General features: G+C 50.5%; 15 protein-coding genes and 1 pseudogene. 10 read left to right on the top strand and 6 right to left on the bottom strand.

Going from position 1 to position 14,908, the window contains the following annotated elements; translation table 11 throughout:
* Nucleotides 1-105: 105 nt before the first annotated feature.
* Genes uvrC through J4F31_09620 form a run of 4 tightly spaced genes read left to right on the top strand, consistent with a single transcriptional unit; the run spans nucleotide 106 to nucleotide 4,965 of the window.
* Entirely contained in the window at nucleotides 106-1,920 is a 1,815-nt protein-coding gene (gene uvrC / locus J4F31_09605) for an excinuclease ABC subunit UvrC (GenBank protein MCE2496813.1), read from the top strand.
* 22 nt (nucleotides 1,921-1,942) lie between these two features.
* Nucleotides 1,943-2,959, top strand: a complete 1,017-nt coding sequence (locus tag J4F31_09610; GenBank protein MCE2496814.1) for an isoaspartyl peptidase/L-asparaginase — start codon at nucleotides 1,943-1,945, stop codon at nucleotides 2,957-2,959.
* Nucleotides 2,956-3,528: a redoxin domain-containing protein gene (locus J4F31_09615; protein ID MCE2496815.1), complete on the top strand. Its 573-nt coding sequence runs from the start codon at nucleotides 2,956-2,958 to the stop codon at nucleotides 3,526-3,528. The genes J4F31_09610 and J4F31_09615 overlap by 4 nt, the downstream gene beginning before the upstream one ends.
* Before the next feature lie 30 nt (nucleotides 3,529-3,558).
* Complete coding sequence (locus J4F31_09620; GenBank protein MCE2496816.1) at nucleotides 3,559-4,965, top strand: hypothetical protein; 1,407 nt, start codon at nucleotides 3,559-3,561, stop codon at nucleotides 4,963-4,965.
* A 336-nt stretch (nucleotides 4,966-5,301) separates the two neighbouring features.
* Here J4F31_09620 and J4F31_09625 read toward each other — a convergent pair whose 3' ends face one another.
* Complete coding sequence (locus J4F31_09625; protein ID MCE2496817.1) at nucleotides 5,302-5,970, bottom strand: nitroreductase family protein; 669 nt, start codon at nucleotides 5,968-5,970, stop codon at nucleotides 5,302-5,304.
* Between the two features lie 156 nt (nucleotides 5,971-6,126).
* Between J4F31_09625 and J4F31_09630 the strand changes: the two genes are divergently transcribed.
* Entirely contained in the window at nucleotides 6,127-6,795 is a 669-nt protein-coding gene (locus tag J4F31_09630) for a Crp/Fnr family transcriptional regulator (protein MCE2496818.1), read from the top strand.
* Here the strand turns inward: J4F31_09630 and J4F31_09635 are convergent.
* Nucleotides 6,792-7,013 carry a hypothetical protein gene (locus J4F31_09635; protein ID MCE2496819.1) on the bottom strand — a complete coding sequence of 74 codons (222 nt, stop codon included), beginning with the start codon at nucleotides 7,011-7,013 and terminating at the stop codon, nucleotides 6,792-6,794. The two genes, J4F31_09630 and J4F31_09635, sit on opposite strands and share 4 nt — an antisense overlap.
* A 26-nt stretch (nucleotides 7,014-7,039) precedes the next feature.
* Between J4F31_09635 and J4F31_09640 the strand changes: the two genes are divergently transcribed.
* Nucleotides 7,040-7,192, top strand: a complete 153-nt coding sequence (locus tag J4F31_09640; protein MCE2496820.1) for a hypothetical protein — start codon at nucleotides 7,040-7,042, stop codon at nucleotides 7,190-7,192.
* Between the two features lie 23 nt (nucleotides 7,193-7,215).
* Here J4F31_09640 and J4F31_09645 read toward each other — a convergent pair whose 3' ends face one another.
* Nucleotides 7,216-8,211 carry an NAD(P)H-dependent glycerol-3-phosphate dehydrogenase gene (locus J4F31_09645; protein MCE2496821.1) on the bottom strand — a complete coding sequence of 332 codons (996 nt, stop codon included), beginning with the start codon at nucleotides 8,209-8,211 and terminating at the stop codon, nucleotides 7,216-7,218.
* Complete coding sequence (locus tag J4F31_09650) at nucleotides 8,211-9,887, bottom strand: M20/M25/M40 family metallo-hydrolase (protein ID MCE2496822.1); 1,677 nt, start codon at nucleotides 9,885-9,887, stop codon at nucleotides 8,211-8,213. The genes J4F31_09645 and J4F31_09650 overlap by 1 nt, the downstream gene beginning before the upstream one ends.
* A gap of 72 nt (nucleotides 9,888-9,959) precedes the next feature.
* Here J4F31_09650 and J4F31_09655 point away from each other — a divergent pair, with 72 nt between their 5' ends.
* From J4F31_09655 to J4F31_09665, 3 genes are all read left to right on the top strand, one after another.
* The gene (locus J4F31_09655; protein MCE2496823.1) at nucleotides 9,960-10,757 is read left to right on the top strand and encodes an SDR family oxidoreductase; all 798 of its coding nucleotides are present in this window, start codon (nucleotides 9,960-9,962) and stop codon (nucleotides 10,755-10,757) included.
* Nucleotides 10,758-10,765: 8 nt separating this feature from the next.
* Nucleotides 10,766-11,533, top strand: a complete 768-nt coding sequence (locus J4F31_09660; GenBank protein MCE2496824.1) for a DUF3298 domain-containing protein — start codon at nucleotides 10,766-10,768, stop codon at nucleotides 11,531-11,533.
* A 146-nt stretch (nucleotides 11,534-11,679) separates the two neighbouring features.
* Nucleotides 11,680-11,889, top strand: coding sequence for a DUF2892 domain-containing protein (locus J4F31_09665; GenBank protein ID MCE2496825.1), 210 nt, complete (start codon nucleotides 11,680-11,682; stop codon nucleotides 11,887-11,889).
* A gap of 128 nt (nucleotides 11,890-12,017) precedes the next feature.
* On the opposite strand, the gene J4F31_09670 is transcribed toward J4F31_09665, so the two are convergent.
* Nucleotides 12,018-13,325, bottom strand: coding sequence for a T9SS type A sorting domain-containing protein (locus J4F31_09670; protein MCE2496826.1), 1,308 nt, complete (start codon nucleotides 13,323-13,325; stop codon nucleotides 12,018-12,020).
* Nucleotides 13,326-13,509: 184 nt separating this feature from the next.
* Between J4F31_09670 and J4F31_09675 the strand changes: the two genes are divergently transcribed.
* Nucleotides 13,510-14,106: a hypothetical protein gene (locus J4F31_09675; protein MCE2496827.1), complete on the top strand. Its 597-nt coding sequence runs from the start codon at nucleotides 13,510-13,512 to the stop codon at nucleotides 14,104-14,106.
* A 24-nt stretch (nucleotides 14,107-14,130) separates the two neighbouring features.
* On the opposite strand, the pseudogene J4F31_09680 reads toward J4F31_09675, so the two are convergent.
* Nucleotides 14,131-14,678, bottom strand: a pseudogene (locus J4F31_09680) (trimeric intracellular cation channel family protein).
* Between the last annotated feature and the right edge of the window lie 230 nt (nucleotides 14,679-14,908).

The following is a 14,908-nucleotide window of genomic DNA, read 5'->3' on the forward strand; positions in this document are numbered from 1 at the left end:
TGCACTAGATCGTCAGTAGTAGACGTCTTTATAGTTTAAATGTATTAAATCGCAAGTGAACGTGCGATTTAATACAGCGCCTTTTTTCATTCTCTATATTTGAGTATGGCCAAAGAGCATGTTGAAACACAGTTGAAGACCATTCCGCAGCGCCCCGGGGTATATCAGTATTTCGACGAGGACGAAAGGCTGCTATACGTGGGAAAAGCCAAAAACCTGAGGAAAAGGGTGAACTCTTATTTTAACAAAACTCAGGAATCGGGCCGCTTAAAGGTCTTGGTCAAGAAGATTCGTAGGATTGAGTTTATCGTAGTCGAAACCGAGGTCGATGCCCTGTTGCTCGAGAATAATTTGATCAAAGAACACCAACCGAGGTACAATGTCATGTTGAAAGATGACAAAACTTACCCGTGGATATGTATCAAAAAGGAACCTTTCCCAAGGGTGTTTTCGACCCGCAATGTCATTCGTGATGGATCCGAGTACTTCGGTCCCTATGCTTCGGGTCGGATCATGAAGAATGTGCTGGAGCTGATCAAGGGCATTTACCCTTTGCGCACCTGCAACTATGCCTTGACCGAAGAGAATATTGCGGCCGGAAAATTCAAGGTATGTTTGGAATATCATATTGGCAATTGCTTGGGCCCTTGTGAAGGCTATCAGACCGAAACGGAGTACGATATCTGTATTCAAAAGGTTAGCGAGATCATTAGAGGGAATGTCTCGGAAGTCCGACGGGGTCTACAGCGCGACATGGAAGAACAGGCTGCGAACCTCAAGTTCGAAGCAGCGCAGCGTACAAAGGAGCGCATAGGCCTTTTGAATCGCTACCAGGCCAAGTCTACCGTGGTCAGTCCAAGGATCAAAGACGTGGACGTATATAGTCTTATATCGGATATCCGGAACGCATACCTAAACTACTTACGGGTGGTCGATGGGGCGGTGATCCAATCGCACACCCTGGAATTAAAGAAGAAGCTCGACGAGTCCGACGAGGAGCTACTCACACTCGGGCTGTTTGAACTGCGGCAAACCTACACCGATCATGCGCGCGAGGTATATGTGTCACACCATCTGGAATTGGACATTGAGGGGGTGAAGTTTCATAAGCCCCTGAGGGGCGATAAGAAGGCTTTGGTGGACCTATCGATCCGCAATGCCAAGCAGTACAGGCAAGAGAGGTTGAAGCAAATACAGATCGTGGATCCCGAGCGCCATACCAAGCGCATCATGGCCCAAATGAAGACCGACTTGCGTTTAAGTGAAGAACCCCGCCACATCGAGTGCTTCGATAACTCGAATATCCAAGGAACGAATCCGGTGGCGGCATGTGTGGTCTTCAAGAACGGCAAACCGAGTAAAAAGGACTACCGCCACTTCAATATCAAGACCGTTGAAGGCCCCGATGATTTTGCTTCTATGGAGGAGGTAGTTTACCGGCGTTACAAGCGCCTGCTCGACGAGGAACAACCGCTCCCGCAACTAATCGTGATCGATGGTGGAAAAGGGCAATTGAATGCAGCGCTCAAAAGTCTGGAGAAGCTGAATCTTCGCGGCACGATCGCTATTGTGGGAATCGCCAAAAGGCTCGAAGAGCTCTTTTACCCCGATGACCCCGTTCCGCTATATCTCGATAAGTGCTCCGAAACGCTTAAGATCATTCAGCAATTGCGGAACGAAGCCCATCGCTTTGGGATCACGCATCACCGCAACCGACGGAGCAAAAGCAGTTTCAATACGGAGCTCGAGGCGATCCAGGGAATTGGGGAGTCAACGGCTCGTGATTTGTTAAAAGCATTTAAGTCGGTGAAACGGATCAAAGAAGCGAGTAAGGACCGGCTCGAGAATATCGTGGGGTTGTCCAAGGCCATAAAAGTGTGGGATCACTTCCATCAAGCAGCTGATAATCAGAGTAACTAGAAACTCTCGTATCTTAGCACCCATGAAGAAAACCACCTTCATACTGGTATGGATCGCGGCGATGTTCATCGCGCCGTTGAAGGCGCAGGAAACAGCGAGCAACGTAGTGATGGTACTCCATGGAGGGGCTGGGACGATTTTGCCTGAGTACATGACTCCCGAAAGGCAGCAGAAGATCACGGCCGACCTCAAAGAAGCACTCAATGCCTCGTATGCAATGTGGAAAAAAGACGGCTCGAGTTTGGATATGGTCGTTGCAGCTATTAAAATACTAGAAGATTCTCCGGAGTTCAATGCCGGCCGCGGTGCGGTTTTTACCCATGAAGGGCACAATGAACTCGACGCCTCGATCATGTCGGGCAAGGATCTCAACGCCGGTGCCGTAGCGGGTGTTAGTACTGTAAAGAACCCCATTGAGGCCGCCCGTGCGGTGATGGAGTCGTCGCCTCATGTGTTGCTTTCGCGAGAGGGGGCTGAGGCGTTCGCTGAGCGGCAAGGCCTTGAAATGGCCGATTCGAGCTGGTTCTATACCGAAGACCGCTACAAATCCTTGCAGAGAGTGCTGGACGAGGAAAAGAAGAACGGTGCTGTGGAGACACCTGTCGATGCTAAAATGGGAACGGTAGGCGCCGTGGCGGTTGATCGGGAGGGCAATATCTCCGCCGGAACCAGCACGGGTGGAATGACGAATAAGCGGTGGGCGCGCATCGGCGACTCGCCTGTCATTGGCGCAGGCACCTATGCCGATAACCGCACGTGCGGAGTAAGCTGTACCGGTCATGGCGAGTACTTTATTCGCGTAGCAGCGGCCCACAGTGTGCATGCGCGGATGATGTTCAACGAGCAAACCGTGGCCGATGCGACAAAGGCCGTGATCGACGAGCTCGGGAGTATGAATGCCCCGGGCGGACTCATAGCCTTGGACGCCGACGGAAATGCGGCCATGGTGTTTAATACGGTCGGAATGTACCGCGCGTATATCACAACCGACGGAACAATCGAAGTTCGATTCTACGAAATGATAAGTGAAGACAGATGAAGAAGACGTGGACGATCATACTTATAGTTTTATTTGCCCTGGCCTGCGCTAGAGGGGTACGGCCAAAAGGTTTGTATCAAGGTAGGTTCAATACCGTATCCGGCGAAAAGCTCGCGATGCGTTCGCTCAAGAAGAATCATACCAACGTGTTTTATTTTATTTCTCCGGTATGCCCATTGTGCGTCAACTACGCTAAGGACATTCGCGAGATCGAAGAGCAATTCGGAAACGACTCAACCGACTTTATCGGAGTGGTATCGGGGAGCGATTACACGAATCAAGATGTGCTCGATTACCTCCACGAATACGACTTGGACCTCACTGTGATCATGGACCCGAACTTCCGCCTGGTGCAGTATTTCAAGGCGACCATCACCCCCGAGGTTTACGTTGTCGATAACAAATCCAACGTGCTATATACGGGCAAGATCGACAACTGGGCCGTGTCGCTTGGGCATCACCGCCAAGTCGTGACCGAATTCTACCTCAAAGACGCTTTGAACGACATATCCGCCGGCGAAAACGTGCGCCTCGCACAAACCGAACCGGTTGGGTGTTTTATTGAATAGCATGAAAAAAATGTCCAAAAAACAGGTGCTATGGTTCGTCGTGGCCCTCGGATGGTTGAGCTGATCCGAAAAATCGCTCTTCCCCTTTTTATTTTGCTTTTCGCCCTCGCGGGCGGATGCGCGTCTCCCGCGTCCGATGAGGCCGATTCCGGGGCGGCCGACACCGTGCCCACCTGGGCCGAGGACATCGCTCCCATTGTATTCGAGAACTGCGTTCCATGCCACCGCGATGGTCAGCCCGGACCTTTCTTACTTACGAATTATAAAGACGTTGCCAAGCGGTCAAAAATGGTGGCTCATACCGGAACCCGTTACATGCCACCTTGGCCAGCGGATCATAAGTACCGCAGCTTTTTAAGGCAAAAAGTGCTCACCGACGAAGAGATCGACCTCATTCGCCGATGGCACGAAGGCGGTGTTCCAAAGGGAAACATGAATCTTGAACCCGAAGTGCCGAACTACCCCAATGGCAGCCAGCTCGGTGAACCGGACTTGGTGCTGGAAGTAGAACCTTACTTGGTCCCCGGCGTCAATCGCGATGAGTTTCTCATCATGAAGGTGCCGTACGAAATGGACGAGGAACGCTATGTGCGCGTGGCCGAATTCATTCCGGGGCCCAATCAACTCGTACACCACATGAACGGTCATTTGATCTTGTACGAGGACGATAAAAAACGGAATGTTTTTGGCGGTAAGAACGTAGTAGACGCAGAACTTTTCACCGACGAGGAGATCTACAGGATCATGGACATACCGAACGACGACGGCAGTTTCCCTGTGTTGGATCCGCTCATCGTGAATTATTTGCCCGGAGTCATTGCACAGGAATACCCCGATGGCATTGGCGGATTCAAGATGAGTAAGAAGGGCGCTTTCATGATCCACGATATGCATTATGCGCCTATTCCGAACGATCAGTGGGATAGCAGCCGCATCAATATCTTCTTTATGGACGAGCCGCCTACGCGCCCCACGTTGGAGATCCAGATGGGCACCTTTGGTATCAGTCGTATTACTCCCGATTTTATAATTCCGCCCGATACGGTCATGACCTTTCATACCAAGGCAGAGGCCGATGGCGATATATCGTTACTGACCATAAACCCGCATATGCACTTGTTGGGGATCGACTTCTGGGCTTTTGCCTTAAAGCCCGGCGGCGATACCATTCCCTTGATCAAGATTCCCGAGTGGGATTTTCACTGGCAGTATTTCTACACCTTCGAGAAAATGCAAAAGATCCCGAAAGGCTCGGTGATCCACGTCTACGCCACATTCGACAACACGGAGAACAACCCGGAGAATCCTTTTCATCCGCCCCGCGAGATCGATGCACTGACCAAGACCTCCATGCGCACCACGGATGAGATGTTGCAGTTCATCATGACCTATTTGCCGTATGAGGAAGGAGATGAGGAGATATCCATAGCTCCATAGGAGCTATGGTGATTGGCCGGAGGCCAAGAATACTCCGGCTTCGCCGGAGTATATTCGCAACGCGAGTCAATTCGCGCACCGAGCGAGTTCGTTTACTACGCAACTCAGGTTTGGCAACATTGAAAGAGGTTTTAGGTGTAGGTTTATTGGCCACTTCAGTCCATTCACGCTACCCAAAATATTAAATGGGGTTCAAACCCTTTTGAGATTCACTGGCGTGAAGCGCGAATTCACATTTAACTAGTCAATATTCACTCTAAGGACGATAGTCTACAGGCCTACAGTCCATGGCTTAAGGCCTACGGGCAAAGGCCTCCTTAAGGATTCAGGGAGTGGTCAAATAAAAACAGAGACTTCTTGTAGTCCCTTCCGGGTCAATTTCGGAACGACCGCATCATCAGCTGGGTAACCCACGGGGATGAGTAAGAAAGGCTTTTCGTTTCCGGGTCGATCGAGAATCTCTTGCAGGAAGTTCATGGGTGATGGTGTGTGGGTGAGTGCCACGAGACCGGCGTTGTGTATGGCCGCAAGTAGGAATCCGGCCGCGAGGCCGACACTCTCATTGACGTAGTAATGCAGACCGCGCGATCCGTCTTCGAGGAGCCGGTAGCTCTGCTTAAAGACCGCGATGAGCCAAGGAGCTGTTTCTAAGAACGGCTTGTTCCAGTCGGTGTCGAATTTTTTAAGGTCGTTCAGCCACTCTTCCGACATGCGGCCGTGGTAGCTTTCGTACTCTTCGCGTTCGGCCGCCTCTCGGATCTTCGCTTTGATCCCAGGGTCCTGAATCGCAACGAAGGTCCACGGTTGTTTGTGGGCTCCGCTGGGCGCCGTCGAGGCCGTTTTGATCAAATTTTCGATGACCTCCACAGGAACAGGAGCGTCGGAGAACATGCGCAAAGAACGGCGTTGATCCATGTGCTGAAGGAACGCTTCGGTCCGTAGGACCATATCATCGGGAGAAACGTAGGGGCGGGAATAAGAGGTAAATTTCTTCTGGTCGGACATGGTCGTGTGTTTGTTTGAAAGGTAAATAGAAATGGTCAAAGGCAATGAACCATGGACCATGAAGGTTTGCAATGTTTTACTCGTATAACCATTAGCTCTTTACTTATGTCATGAGGCTTTTTCCACAAACTCAAAACTAAGCACTATTTTAGAAGCATGGGTAGTATTTGGTATTTCGAGAACGTCAACCTATTCGATATTCTGTGTCCGCATAAGTTCGCGGAATTTCAGAATGACGCGCGGCATTTTCGCGTGTACGATAAGAACGAACAGGTATACTTCAACGACGATGCGGCCGATACCATTTACCTAGTAGCGAGCGGGCGTGTGAAGATTGTACAGTATACCGAAGACGGTGAAGAGGTGGTAAAGGGCGTGTTGGAGCGGGGCGAGATCTTCGGCGAAATGGCCTTGTTGGGCGAAACGCGGAGGACCGAAGTAGCACAGGTGGTCGAAGAAGGAACCACGCTATGTCCGGTGAACATCGAGATGATGCAGGACCTGATGAAGGACAACCAAGAGTTTACCTTGCGGATCTACAAGATGATCGGAATCAAGATGAAGAAGTTGGAGCGCCGGATCGATAACCTCGTGTTCAAGGATGTGCGGGCACGGCTCGAGGATTTTATACAGGAACTGGCCGATGAAAAGGGCGTGAAACAAGATAATGGAGCCATTAAAGTAACTCATTACTTTACCCACAAAAACATTGCGAATTTGATCGGCACATCGAGACAGACCGTAACGACTTTATTGAATGAACTGCGCGACCAGGGGGTTCTTGATTTTGATCGACGTTCTTTCTTGCTTAAGTCAAAGGCTTAGCCCATTTCTTTTATAACAAGGTATTCGTTCATAAAGGCTTGATCAAAAACAATCCCCGCTACTTTTTCTTGATAAAAAGTACCGCAAAAATCCAGGCTGGCATGCCTCCCTTGCGAAGCAGCGCAGCTTTTTTGGCTCAACCCAAACTCGTCTGCGCGGCAGACTCGAACAGCGGGTTTCGCTTTCTCAAAAGCTACTTCTTCGCTACGGGTTAGCATGCAATGCCGAAAAACATTCGCAATAGATGAGGACATTTTATTTGAGAGGACATCCGCTTTCGCGGGTATATTTGCTTCGCGAGTACATCGGCACTGCGCGTAAGGTAAGGGACATTGACGCCGTAGAAATGGACTCGGGCGAAGCCGAATTCACGTGGTTTGGCCAACAGCCTAACTAAGAACTAAGAACTCGCCTTCGGCGTTATTTCATTTTGTCGGCTAGCTTCGCGACTTGCTTGCGGGGCGATTTACCCTCGTAAACTACCTTGTAGACCATGTTGCAGATGGGCATGCTGACGTCGTGTAGTTTCCCCATTTTCTTGATACAGTCAACGGCGTAATACCCTTCGGCCACCATGTTCATTTCGAGCATGGCCGAGCGTACACTGTAGCCTTTACCGATCATGTTTCCGAAGGTCCGGTTTCGTGAGAATTGAGAGTAGGCGGTCACCAATAGATCGCCCAAATAGGCACTGTCGGTGATATCTCTTTTGTTTGGATATACGTTCTTGATGAAGTGCTTCATTTCTTTGATCGCGTTCACTACCAGCACGGCCTGGAAATTATCGCCGTACCCCAACGCATGGCAGATTCCGGCCGCGATGGCAATGATGTTCTTCATCACCGCGGCATACTCGGACCCAATGATATCATCAGACGTAGTAACCTTGATGTAGTCGCACTGCAGGTTTTTTTTGATGAGCTTGGCCAAGTCTTTATTTTCGGATGCAGCAGTGAGGTAGCTGAGGCGTTCCAGGGCGACTTCCTCTGCATGACAAGGACCCGTGACCACGGCGATGATGTTGTAGGAGATATCGTATCGGTTGTGCAAGTATTCACCGACGATCTGGTTTTCGTCGGGTACGATTCCCTTGATCGCTGAGACTACCATTTTGTCGGACAGTGGCTCGGTCAAAGGTTCCAGACCTTTCTTTAAGAAAGCCGATGGAACCGCGAAGACGAGAATATCGTGGTTGCGAACGATTTGGTTCAAGTCGGTAGATAGGTCGAGCCGAAGCGGGTCAAAGAACACCGAGCTCAAGTAGTTGGGGTTGTGTCCGTGAAGATGCACGTGCTCAATGGCCTCCTCATTGCGCATCCACCAACCAACGCGCTCGTTGTTTTCAGTGAGTATCTTGACCAGTGCGGTAGCCCAACTACCTCCGCCGATCATGGCCACTTTTGGTTTTTCCTCCATTAAAAAGTGAGTTGGGTGGTTCCTTCTTTTCCGTTTCGTTTGAACCTCACCTCAACGACATCTCCTTTTTCGAAGGCTGCTAATGCTCTCATATAACCTTGCATATCGGTGACGTTCATGTCCCCAATTCGCAAAATAATATCGCCTGAATGCAAACCGGCACCTTGTGCGGGCCTGTCGGGGATGATTCCGTCGATCTTCATTCCCGGTCCTTCAAAAGCGTAATCGGGCATTACTCCGAGGGTTACCTTGAACTTGGGAACACGCATGCTTTCTTCTTGCTTGGTCTCTTGAAAGGCCAGGGCCGGGACATCGTCCAGGTCGTTGATCAGCGCCTTGGTGAACTCCACGATACGAACGGCACCGGCCATGTTCAATGTGGCCGGATCGTCACTCGGTTTGTGGTAGTGCTCGGTTGCTCCGGTAAAGAAGTGAATGCTCGGAATATCCTTCAAGTAAAAGCTCGTATGGTCGCTCGGCCCAATGCCGCTTTCCGTGGTCGTGTATTTAAGGTCGCAATCGACCGCCTCCAGGGCTTTTTTCCATTCCGAACTTGTTCCAACGCCGTTGATCACGAAGCCGTCGTTGACATCCAGTGAACCGATCATGTCGTAGTTGATCATGTAGTTCACGGCACTCAATGAGATCGTCGGGTTATCCACGAAGTACTTGGATCCCAAAAGTCCCTTTTCCTCAGCACTGAAGGCAATGAAAAGAATATTGTTTCCGTCGTACTTCTTGCCTTTTTTGGCGTAGTAAGCCGCCAGTTCCAAGATTCCGGCCGTTCCGCTCGCATTATCGTCGGCCCCATTGTGGATCATGGGCTTGTGTCCGGTGTAGCGCGAACCCTCCCCACCGTAACCGAGGTGATCGTAATGAGCTCCAATAACGATGGTCTTATGGGAGCCGCGCTCCAAGTATCCAACAACATTATACCCCGTATCGGAGACTTCGCTCATTTTAACCGAGATATGCACTTCACCCTTGGGCACGTCGTTGTTGTCGTAGGTGGTCCAAAACATGACCGGAATGCCAACTGAAAGGATGTTTTTGAACAACGATTCCGGATTTTCGGCAGTATCGTCCGTATTGTACAGCACTACGGCAGTAGCTGCCATGTCCACGGCATTTTCGAGTCGCGTATGCAGGTCGTGATGCGCTTTAAACTTTGAATGTGGGTGCGTTCCATCGGGCGATCCGATGTCCATAAAGAACACTTTTCCGCTGTAATCTATGGTGGAGTCGCGGTAATCGGAATAACCGAGTTCAGGTGCAACGATACCATAGCCTACGCGAGCGGCTTCGCCCACGGCGGTAGCTTCGGCACTGTATTTGACCGGGTAAAAGTCTTTGTTGAGTTGGCGACTAGACCCTTTCCATTTCATGAAGGTTGAAATGGGATCCACCTCAACGGGGCGCTGAAAGTCGAATGCCTGTAAAAATCCTTCCGTACCTCGGGGCTCCAGACCTATTTCGGTCATCTGTTGAACGATGTAATCGCGTGCCGCAGCTTCGCCATCGGTGCCGGCTTCACGGCCTTCCAAGGCGTCGGAGGCCAGATATTGGACCCGCTCTTCGAAGTTCACCAGGGTCTTTTTGTTGATCTTTCCGCAGTCTTGAGCAGTGACGCTCACAGCACATCCGGCCGCGAGGCCGAAAACCAAAAAACGCTTCATTTGCTTCATAATTAGCAAAAGTAACACATACGACGGGGATTAGGCTTCATGCATTTTGGTATTTTCGTAAACATGAGTTTTAAAGAAAAGGTGGTTTGGATCACCGGGGCTACGTCGGGGATCGGCGAGGCGCTGGCGTACGAATTCGCGGGCCAGGGGGCCAAGTTGGTTTTATCGGCCCGTAGAAAGGATCAATTGGAGGCCGTGGCCTTAAGGGCCAAGGACAAGGGTGCGTCCGATGTGCTGGTACAAACGCTTGATTTGGCTGATGGCACCACGCTGCAGCCGGCGGCCGATGCGGTTTTAGAGCATTATGGACAGGTCGATGCTCTCCTGAACAATGGAGGAATCAGCCAGCGTGATCTGGCCCTCAATACACCCCTCGAAGTGGATCGCCGCGTAATGGAGATCGATTTTTTCGGTACCGTGGTGCTGACCAAAGCCGTATTGCCGAGCATGCTCGAAAACGGGGGCGGACACATCGGCGTTACGTCGAGCCTCGTCGGAAAATTCGGGAGTCCGTACCGATCGGCCTACGCGGCGGCCAAGCATGCTCTGCACGGATTTTACGATAGTTTAAGGGCCGAGCTGCACGATCAAGGACTCAAAGTGACCATCTTTTGCCCCGGATTCATTCGCACGCAGATCTCGGTGAACGCCGTGACCGGTTCCGGCGAAAAGCTGGGCGAAATGGAAGATGCGCAAGCCAACGGCATGTCCCCCGAACAATGCGCGTCGCTCATGGTGAAGGCCATGGAGCAAGGGCGAAACGAAGTTTACATCGGTGGCCGCGAAAAACTCGGGATCTACGTCAAGCGATTCTTCCCGAATATTTTCGCCCGCATCATCCGTAAAGCCAAAGTACGATAAAGAATTTATTGTTTTTTTTCGCCCTCGCGGGCAGATGGCTATTGGCGGCTTGCGACCCGGCCGAGCCCAAGGAGGGTTCATCCCAAGAGGTCGATTCGGCCCATGTTGAAGCCCTCGGATACCAAATGATCGATACCATTCTCGAGTTCATCGTGGAAGACGGAAACCGGGGTTATGTGCGCATCGAGATCGAGTTTCCGCATTTTTATGGTCCCGACTTATCGGACGACCTCAACCGACTTATCGATTCCAAGCTCTGGGCTCAGGCGCGCACCACGGATCGCACTTGGCAAGAGCAAATTACCTGCTACGTAGATCAGTACAAGCAAATGCAGGCCGAACTCGGTTATACCGTGCCTTGGACCCACAAGGAGTCGCGTACTATTCGCCGTTTCGACGACGAAGTGCTGACTTTGGAGCGCGACTATAGCGACTACAGTGGAGGTGCCCACGGACGACACGAAACGCACTATTACAACTTCGACGTGCAAACCGGAGATACCCTATTGCTCGATGACATCATTAAGCCGGGAGCTCGCGAACCGGTGCAAGCTCTGGTCGACTTCCATTACCGCGAGCAGGAAGGTTTGGCACCTGATGCTTCATTGACGACCGATGGCATTTTGAGCGTAGAGAGTATTCCGCTGACCGAGAATTTTTCACTTGAGCCCAAGGGTATTCGCTTTTACTACAACCCATATGAAATTGCCGCCTACGCTGCAGGGGCCATCATCATTGAGGTGCCGAAGAGTGATTTGGAGTCTTATTTAAAGTGAAGCCACACGCTGCGAGCGGTGATTTTCGCTAACTTGGTAATATGAAATCCAAGGTGATCAAGCCGATCGGAGTTTGTCTTCTGTGTATCGGGTTCGTGGCCGGCATAGCTTGGGTCATTGAAACTTACCTTTAATTCTCGCTTGCTATGAAAAAGAACATGGGTTCTGCCGATCGCGTAATTCGCTTAATCTTGGCCGCAGTAATGATCTATTTGGCGTATTCCGGAACCGTAACCGGTATCGTGGCTACCATTCTGTACATCTTGGCCGTGGTCTTTATCCTAACCAGCTTGGTGCGTACCTGTCCGCTGTACATGCCGTTTGGATTAAGCACGTGTAAGACGGAACAAGAATAGGCCGCCGACCGCAGTGGTGAGTGTGGCTGCGAAACAAATGCTTCGTGCCGTAGGCACAGAACCAAGTAAACAGATTCGACCGACGCACGAGCACCTCGTAAAAGTTAAAGTACTAGCTGTGCGAAAGGCTATTGCTTCAGTACGGTCACTCGTTTTGAACCTCCCGCACTTTGAACGTGCAACACGTACGCACCCGGTGCCAGGGCCGAAGCGTCGACGGCAACCGATGACGAATGCCCATTGATTGCGGTCAGTCTGCGCCCTTGCATGTCGTATAACTCAACCGACCGTAGCTCGTGTTCTGACGTAATGGTCCATCGGCCTACGGCCGGATTCGGATATACGCGGACTCCTGCCAACTCATTCTCCGAGATTCCGATACCGTTATTTCCAAATGCTACATCGTCGAAATAATAGGTCGTTTCTCCGGCCGTAGCCCCATCCGTATCGAAGTTGAAAAAGATCGAGGCCATGTTGTAGGTCCAGCCTTGCGCCAATCCTACACTCAATAGCTCCGTACCCGGAGCCTGATTGGTAAAATCGAAAACCAAGGTTTCCCAAGCACCGGCTACGGTGGTGTTGACTTCCGTCTCGCAGGTGTGGGTAGGGTCACTGTGATCTTCCACTTTTAGGCGAATTGGGATCCCTGCGGTCGGAGACCAAACGCGAACGGTCATGAACGACTCGGTCATGCTGAGTGGAATGTCGGTGGCGAATCCGGCCGGAGTCCCAATGGTGGTGCCCGCCCAAGTAGCTGCGCCCACAGGCTTAACCACTTCAATGACCATATTGCTCGCGTTGGTAGGGTCTTGTACCCTTTGAGATATATTGCCTCCAAAATCCGACATAGTGTAGTTGACGGTATTCCCCTCAAAGTCCACCGGTAAGTCAATATGGGTGCCACTGAATACTTGCTCTACATCGTCAAACAGAAAGGTTGAGGTCAAAGAGCCGTCGCCCACGTTTCCAAAATCGAACATGAAGACCAAATCCGTGAATTGTGTAGGCGCTCCTGTGAAGTCCCAGCTGAGCGTATGCCATTCACTAGAATCCGTTGTCAATACATCGACCTCGGTAAATGACCCACCGGAATCTTCGAGCTTCAGCTTAACTAGTGTTCCAACAGGTGCGTGGGTGTACACTTTCATGCTAATGGTACTGTTCGTGGTAAAATCGAGCGGATTATTCAAAGTGATCTTGCTACCTCCCCAAACCTGGCCTCCAGTGCGAACGATCTGTGCCACTGTGGCACTGGAATTGGAACCACCGGTACTCGGATTGGCCACGATGGTCAGCGCACCGCCATCGAAGTCCGTGAAATCAGCGGCCGTAGGTGTCGATTCAAAATCGAACGGCAGTGACTGTGCTTCTACTGAAAAGGTGAAGGCGAGAAATAGAAAAGAGAGAATTCCGAAAAAGTAACGCTTCGCGATCATGGTACATGTTTTTGAGAATATACCAAGCCGCGGAATTGATCAGAGGAGTGGAATAGACTGATTAGAGGCTTAAGGTACAAAACACCACAAGAACCTGTACGTACAATGTATATTCATTTCGCTGAAGGCTCGTAACCTGTTGTTCGTACTTTATATATTTACGTTTCACCAGCCCCCTCTATTCATGGCAAATAATGGATCAAGTACTCGATTTCGCGGGATTCTCGGAGAATCGGCGGTTATCGTTTTCAGTGTTTTACTGGCTCTTTTTGCCAATGAGTGGCGCAGCAATGTCAATGAGCGCAGAGCTACCGATGTTATTCTGAATAACATTTTATTCGAATTACGCGAAAACCACGACATCGCCTTCAAAGCGCATGAATACCATTTGTCCGTTTTAGACACGCTTCAGCGGCTCTATGTTGAGCTTGCCGAAGATTCGCTGTTTAACGGCTTTTATTTCAACGATTTCAAGTTAATGCCGCAAGGGGTAATGCAAAAAGGGTTGAACGATATTGCTTGGACCGTAGCAAAAGAGGAGCGATTGGCCACACGGGTTCCCTTTGAGTCGTCAAAGAAGCTCTACGATGCTTATCGACAACAAGAGTCGGTCAACAGGACTTTAAACCGAATTTCTGACTTAACGTTTGACCGGCGCACGCACACCGAAGAAGCCACCATAAGAAATATCGTCATGTTGACTTTGCTTTTTTCTGAATTGACCTCGCAGGAAGCTGAGCTTTTGTATCGGTATGAGCTAGCCATAGCGGAACTGAATTGATTAGGCTTAAGCACTACTTGGACTTCAGCCGTCTAATGAGGGTAATTTGGGCAACTCCCATTTGAAGCGGACTGCTAAAAGCCGGAGAATTATAACCATCGAGGCCGCCGCCAGCTCGCGGTACCCCGTTAAACCTTGGAATTGCATACAGATGTAGTAGACGAAGCCACCTGCAACACAGGCTACGGCATATACATCCTCCCTAAAGAGCAAAGGCAGCTCTCTAATGATAAGGTCGCGAACGACTCCACCCATGGATCCCGCAAGGTGCCCATAATGATGCAAAGCCACATCGGAAGTCCAAGCTCCAAGCTTTTTCCGATCCCCGAAACAGTAAATAAGGCTAGTCCGAGGGTGTCGAAAACGAACAGCGTCCGGCCAAGTCGAAAGAGCTCTTTCTTGAACAGGATCACGGTGAGCAAAGCCACCCACGTGATGATGAGGTATCTCGGACCTTCCATCCAAAAAGGAGTCACCCCTAAAAGAAGATCACGCGTTGTTCCTCCCCCGATCGCCGTTACGAGTCCGACCACGTACGCACCAAACCAATCGAAGTTGCGGGTCGATGCCATCCTAAACCCACTAATGGCAAAGGCAAAGTGTATTGACCCCCTATAAACTGGACAGAAATTATCAATCAATTTAGCAGAGTTTTGGGTTTAACAATTTATTTTCTTGATTTTTTGTGGGTTTATAGTTTTGTTTCCGGACCCGGTCCGGGGCTTTTCTTTTGAGTGATCGGTGTTTTCTTTTGCTGTTGTAGGTTTTATAGTAATCGCTGATTTTCCATTTCGCGTAGTGG

It is taken from the genome of Flavobacteriales bacterium, from assembly GCA_021296215.1.
Classification (GTDB): domain Bacteria; phylum Bacteroidota; class Bacteroidia; order Flavobacteriales; family ECT2AJA-044; genus ECT2AJA-044.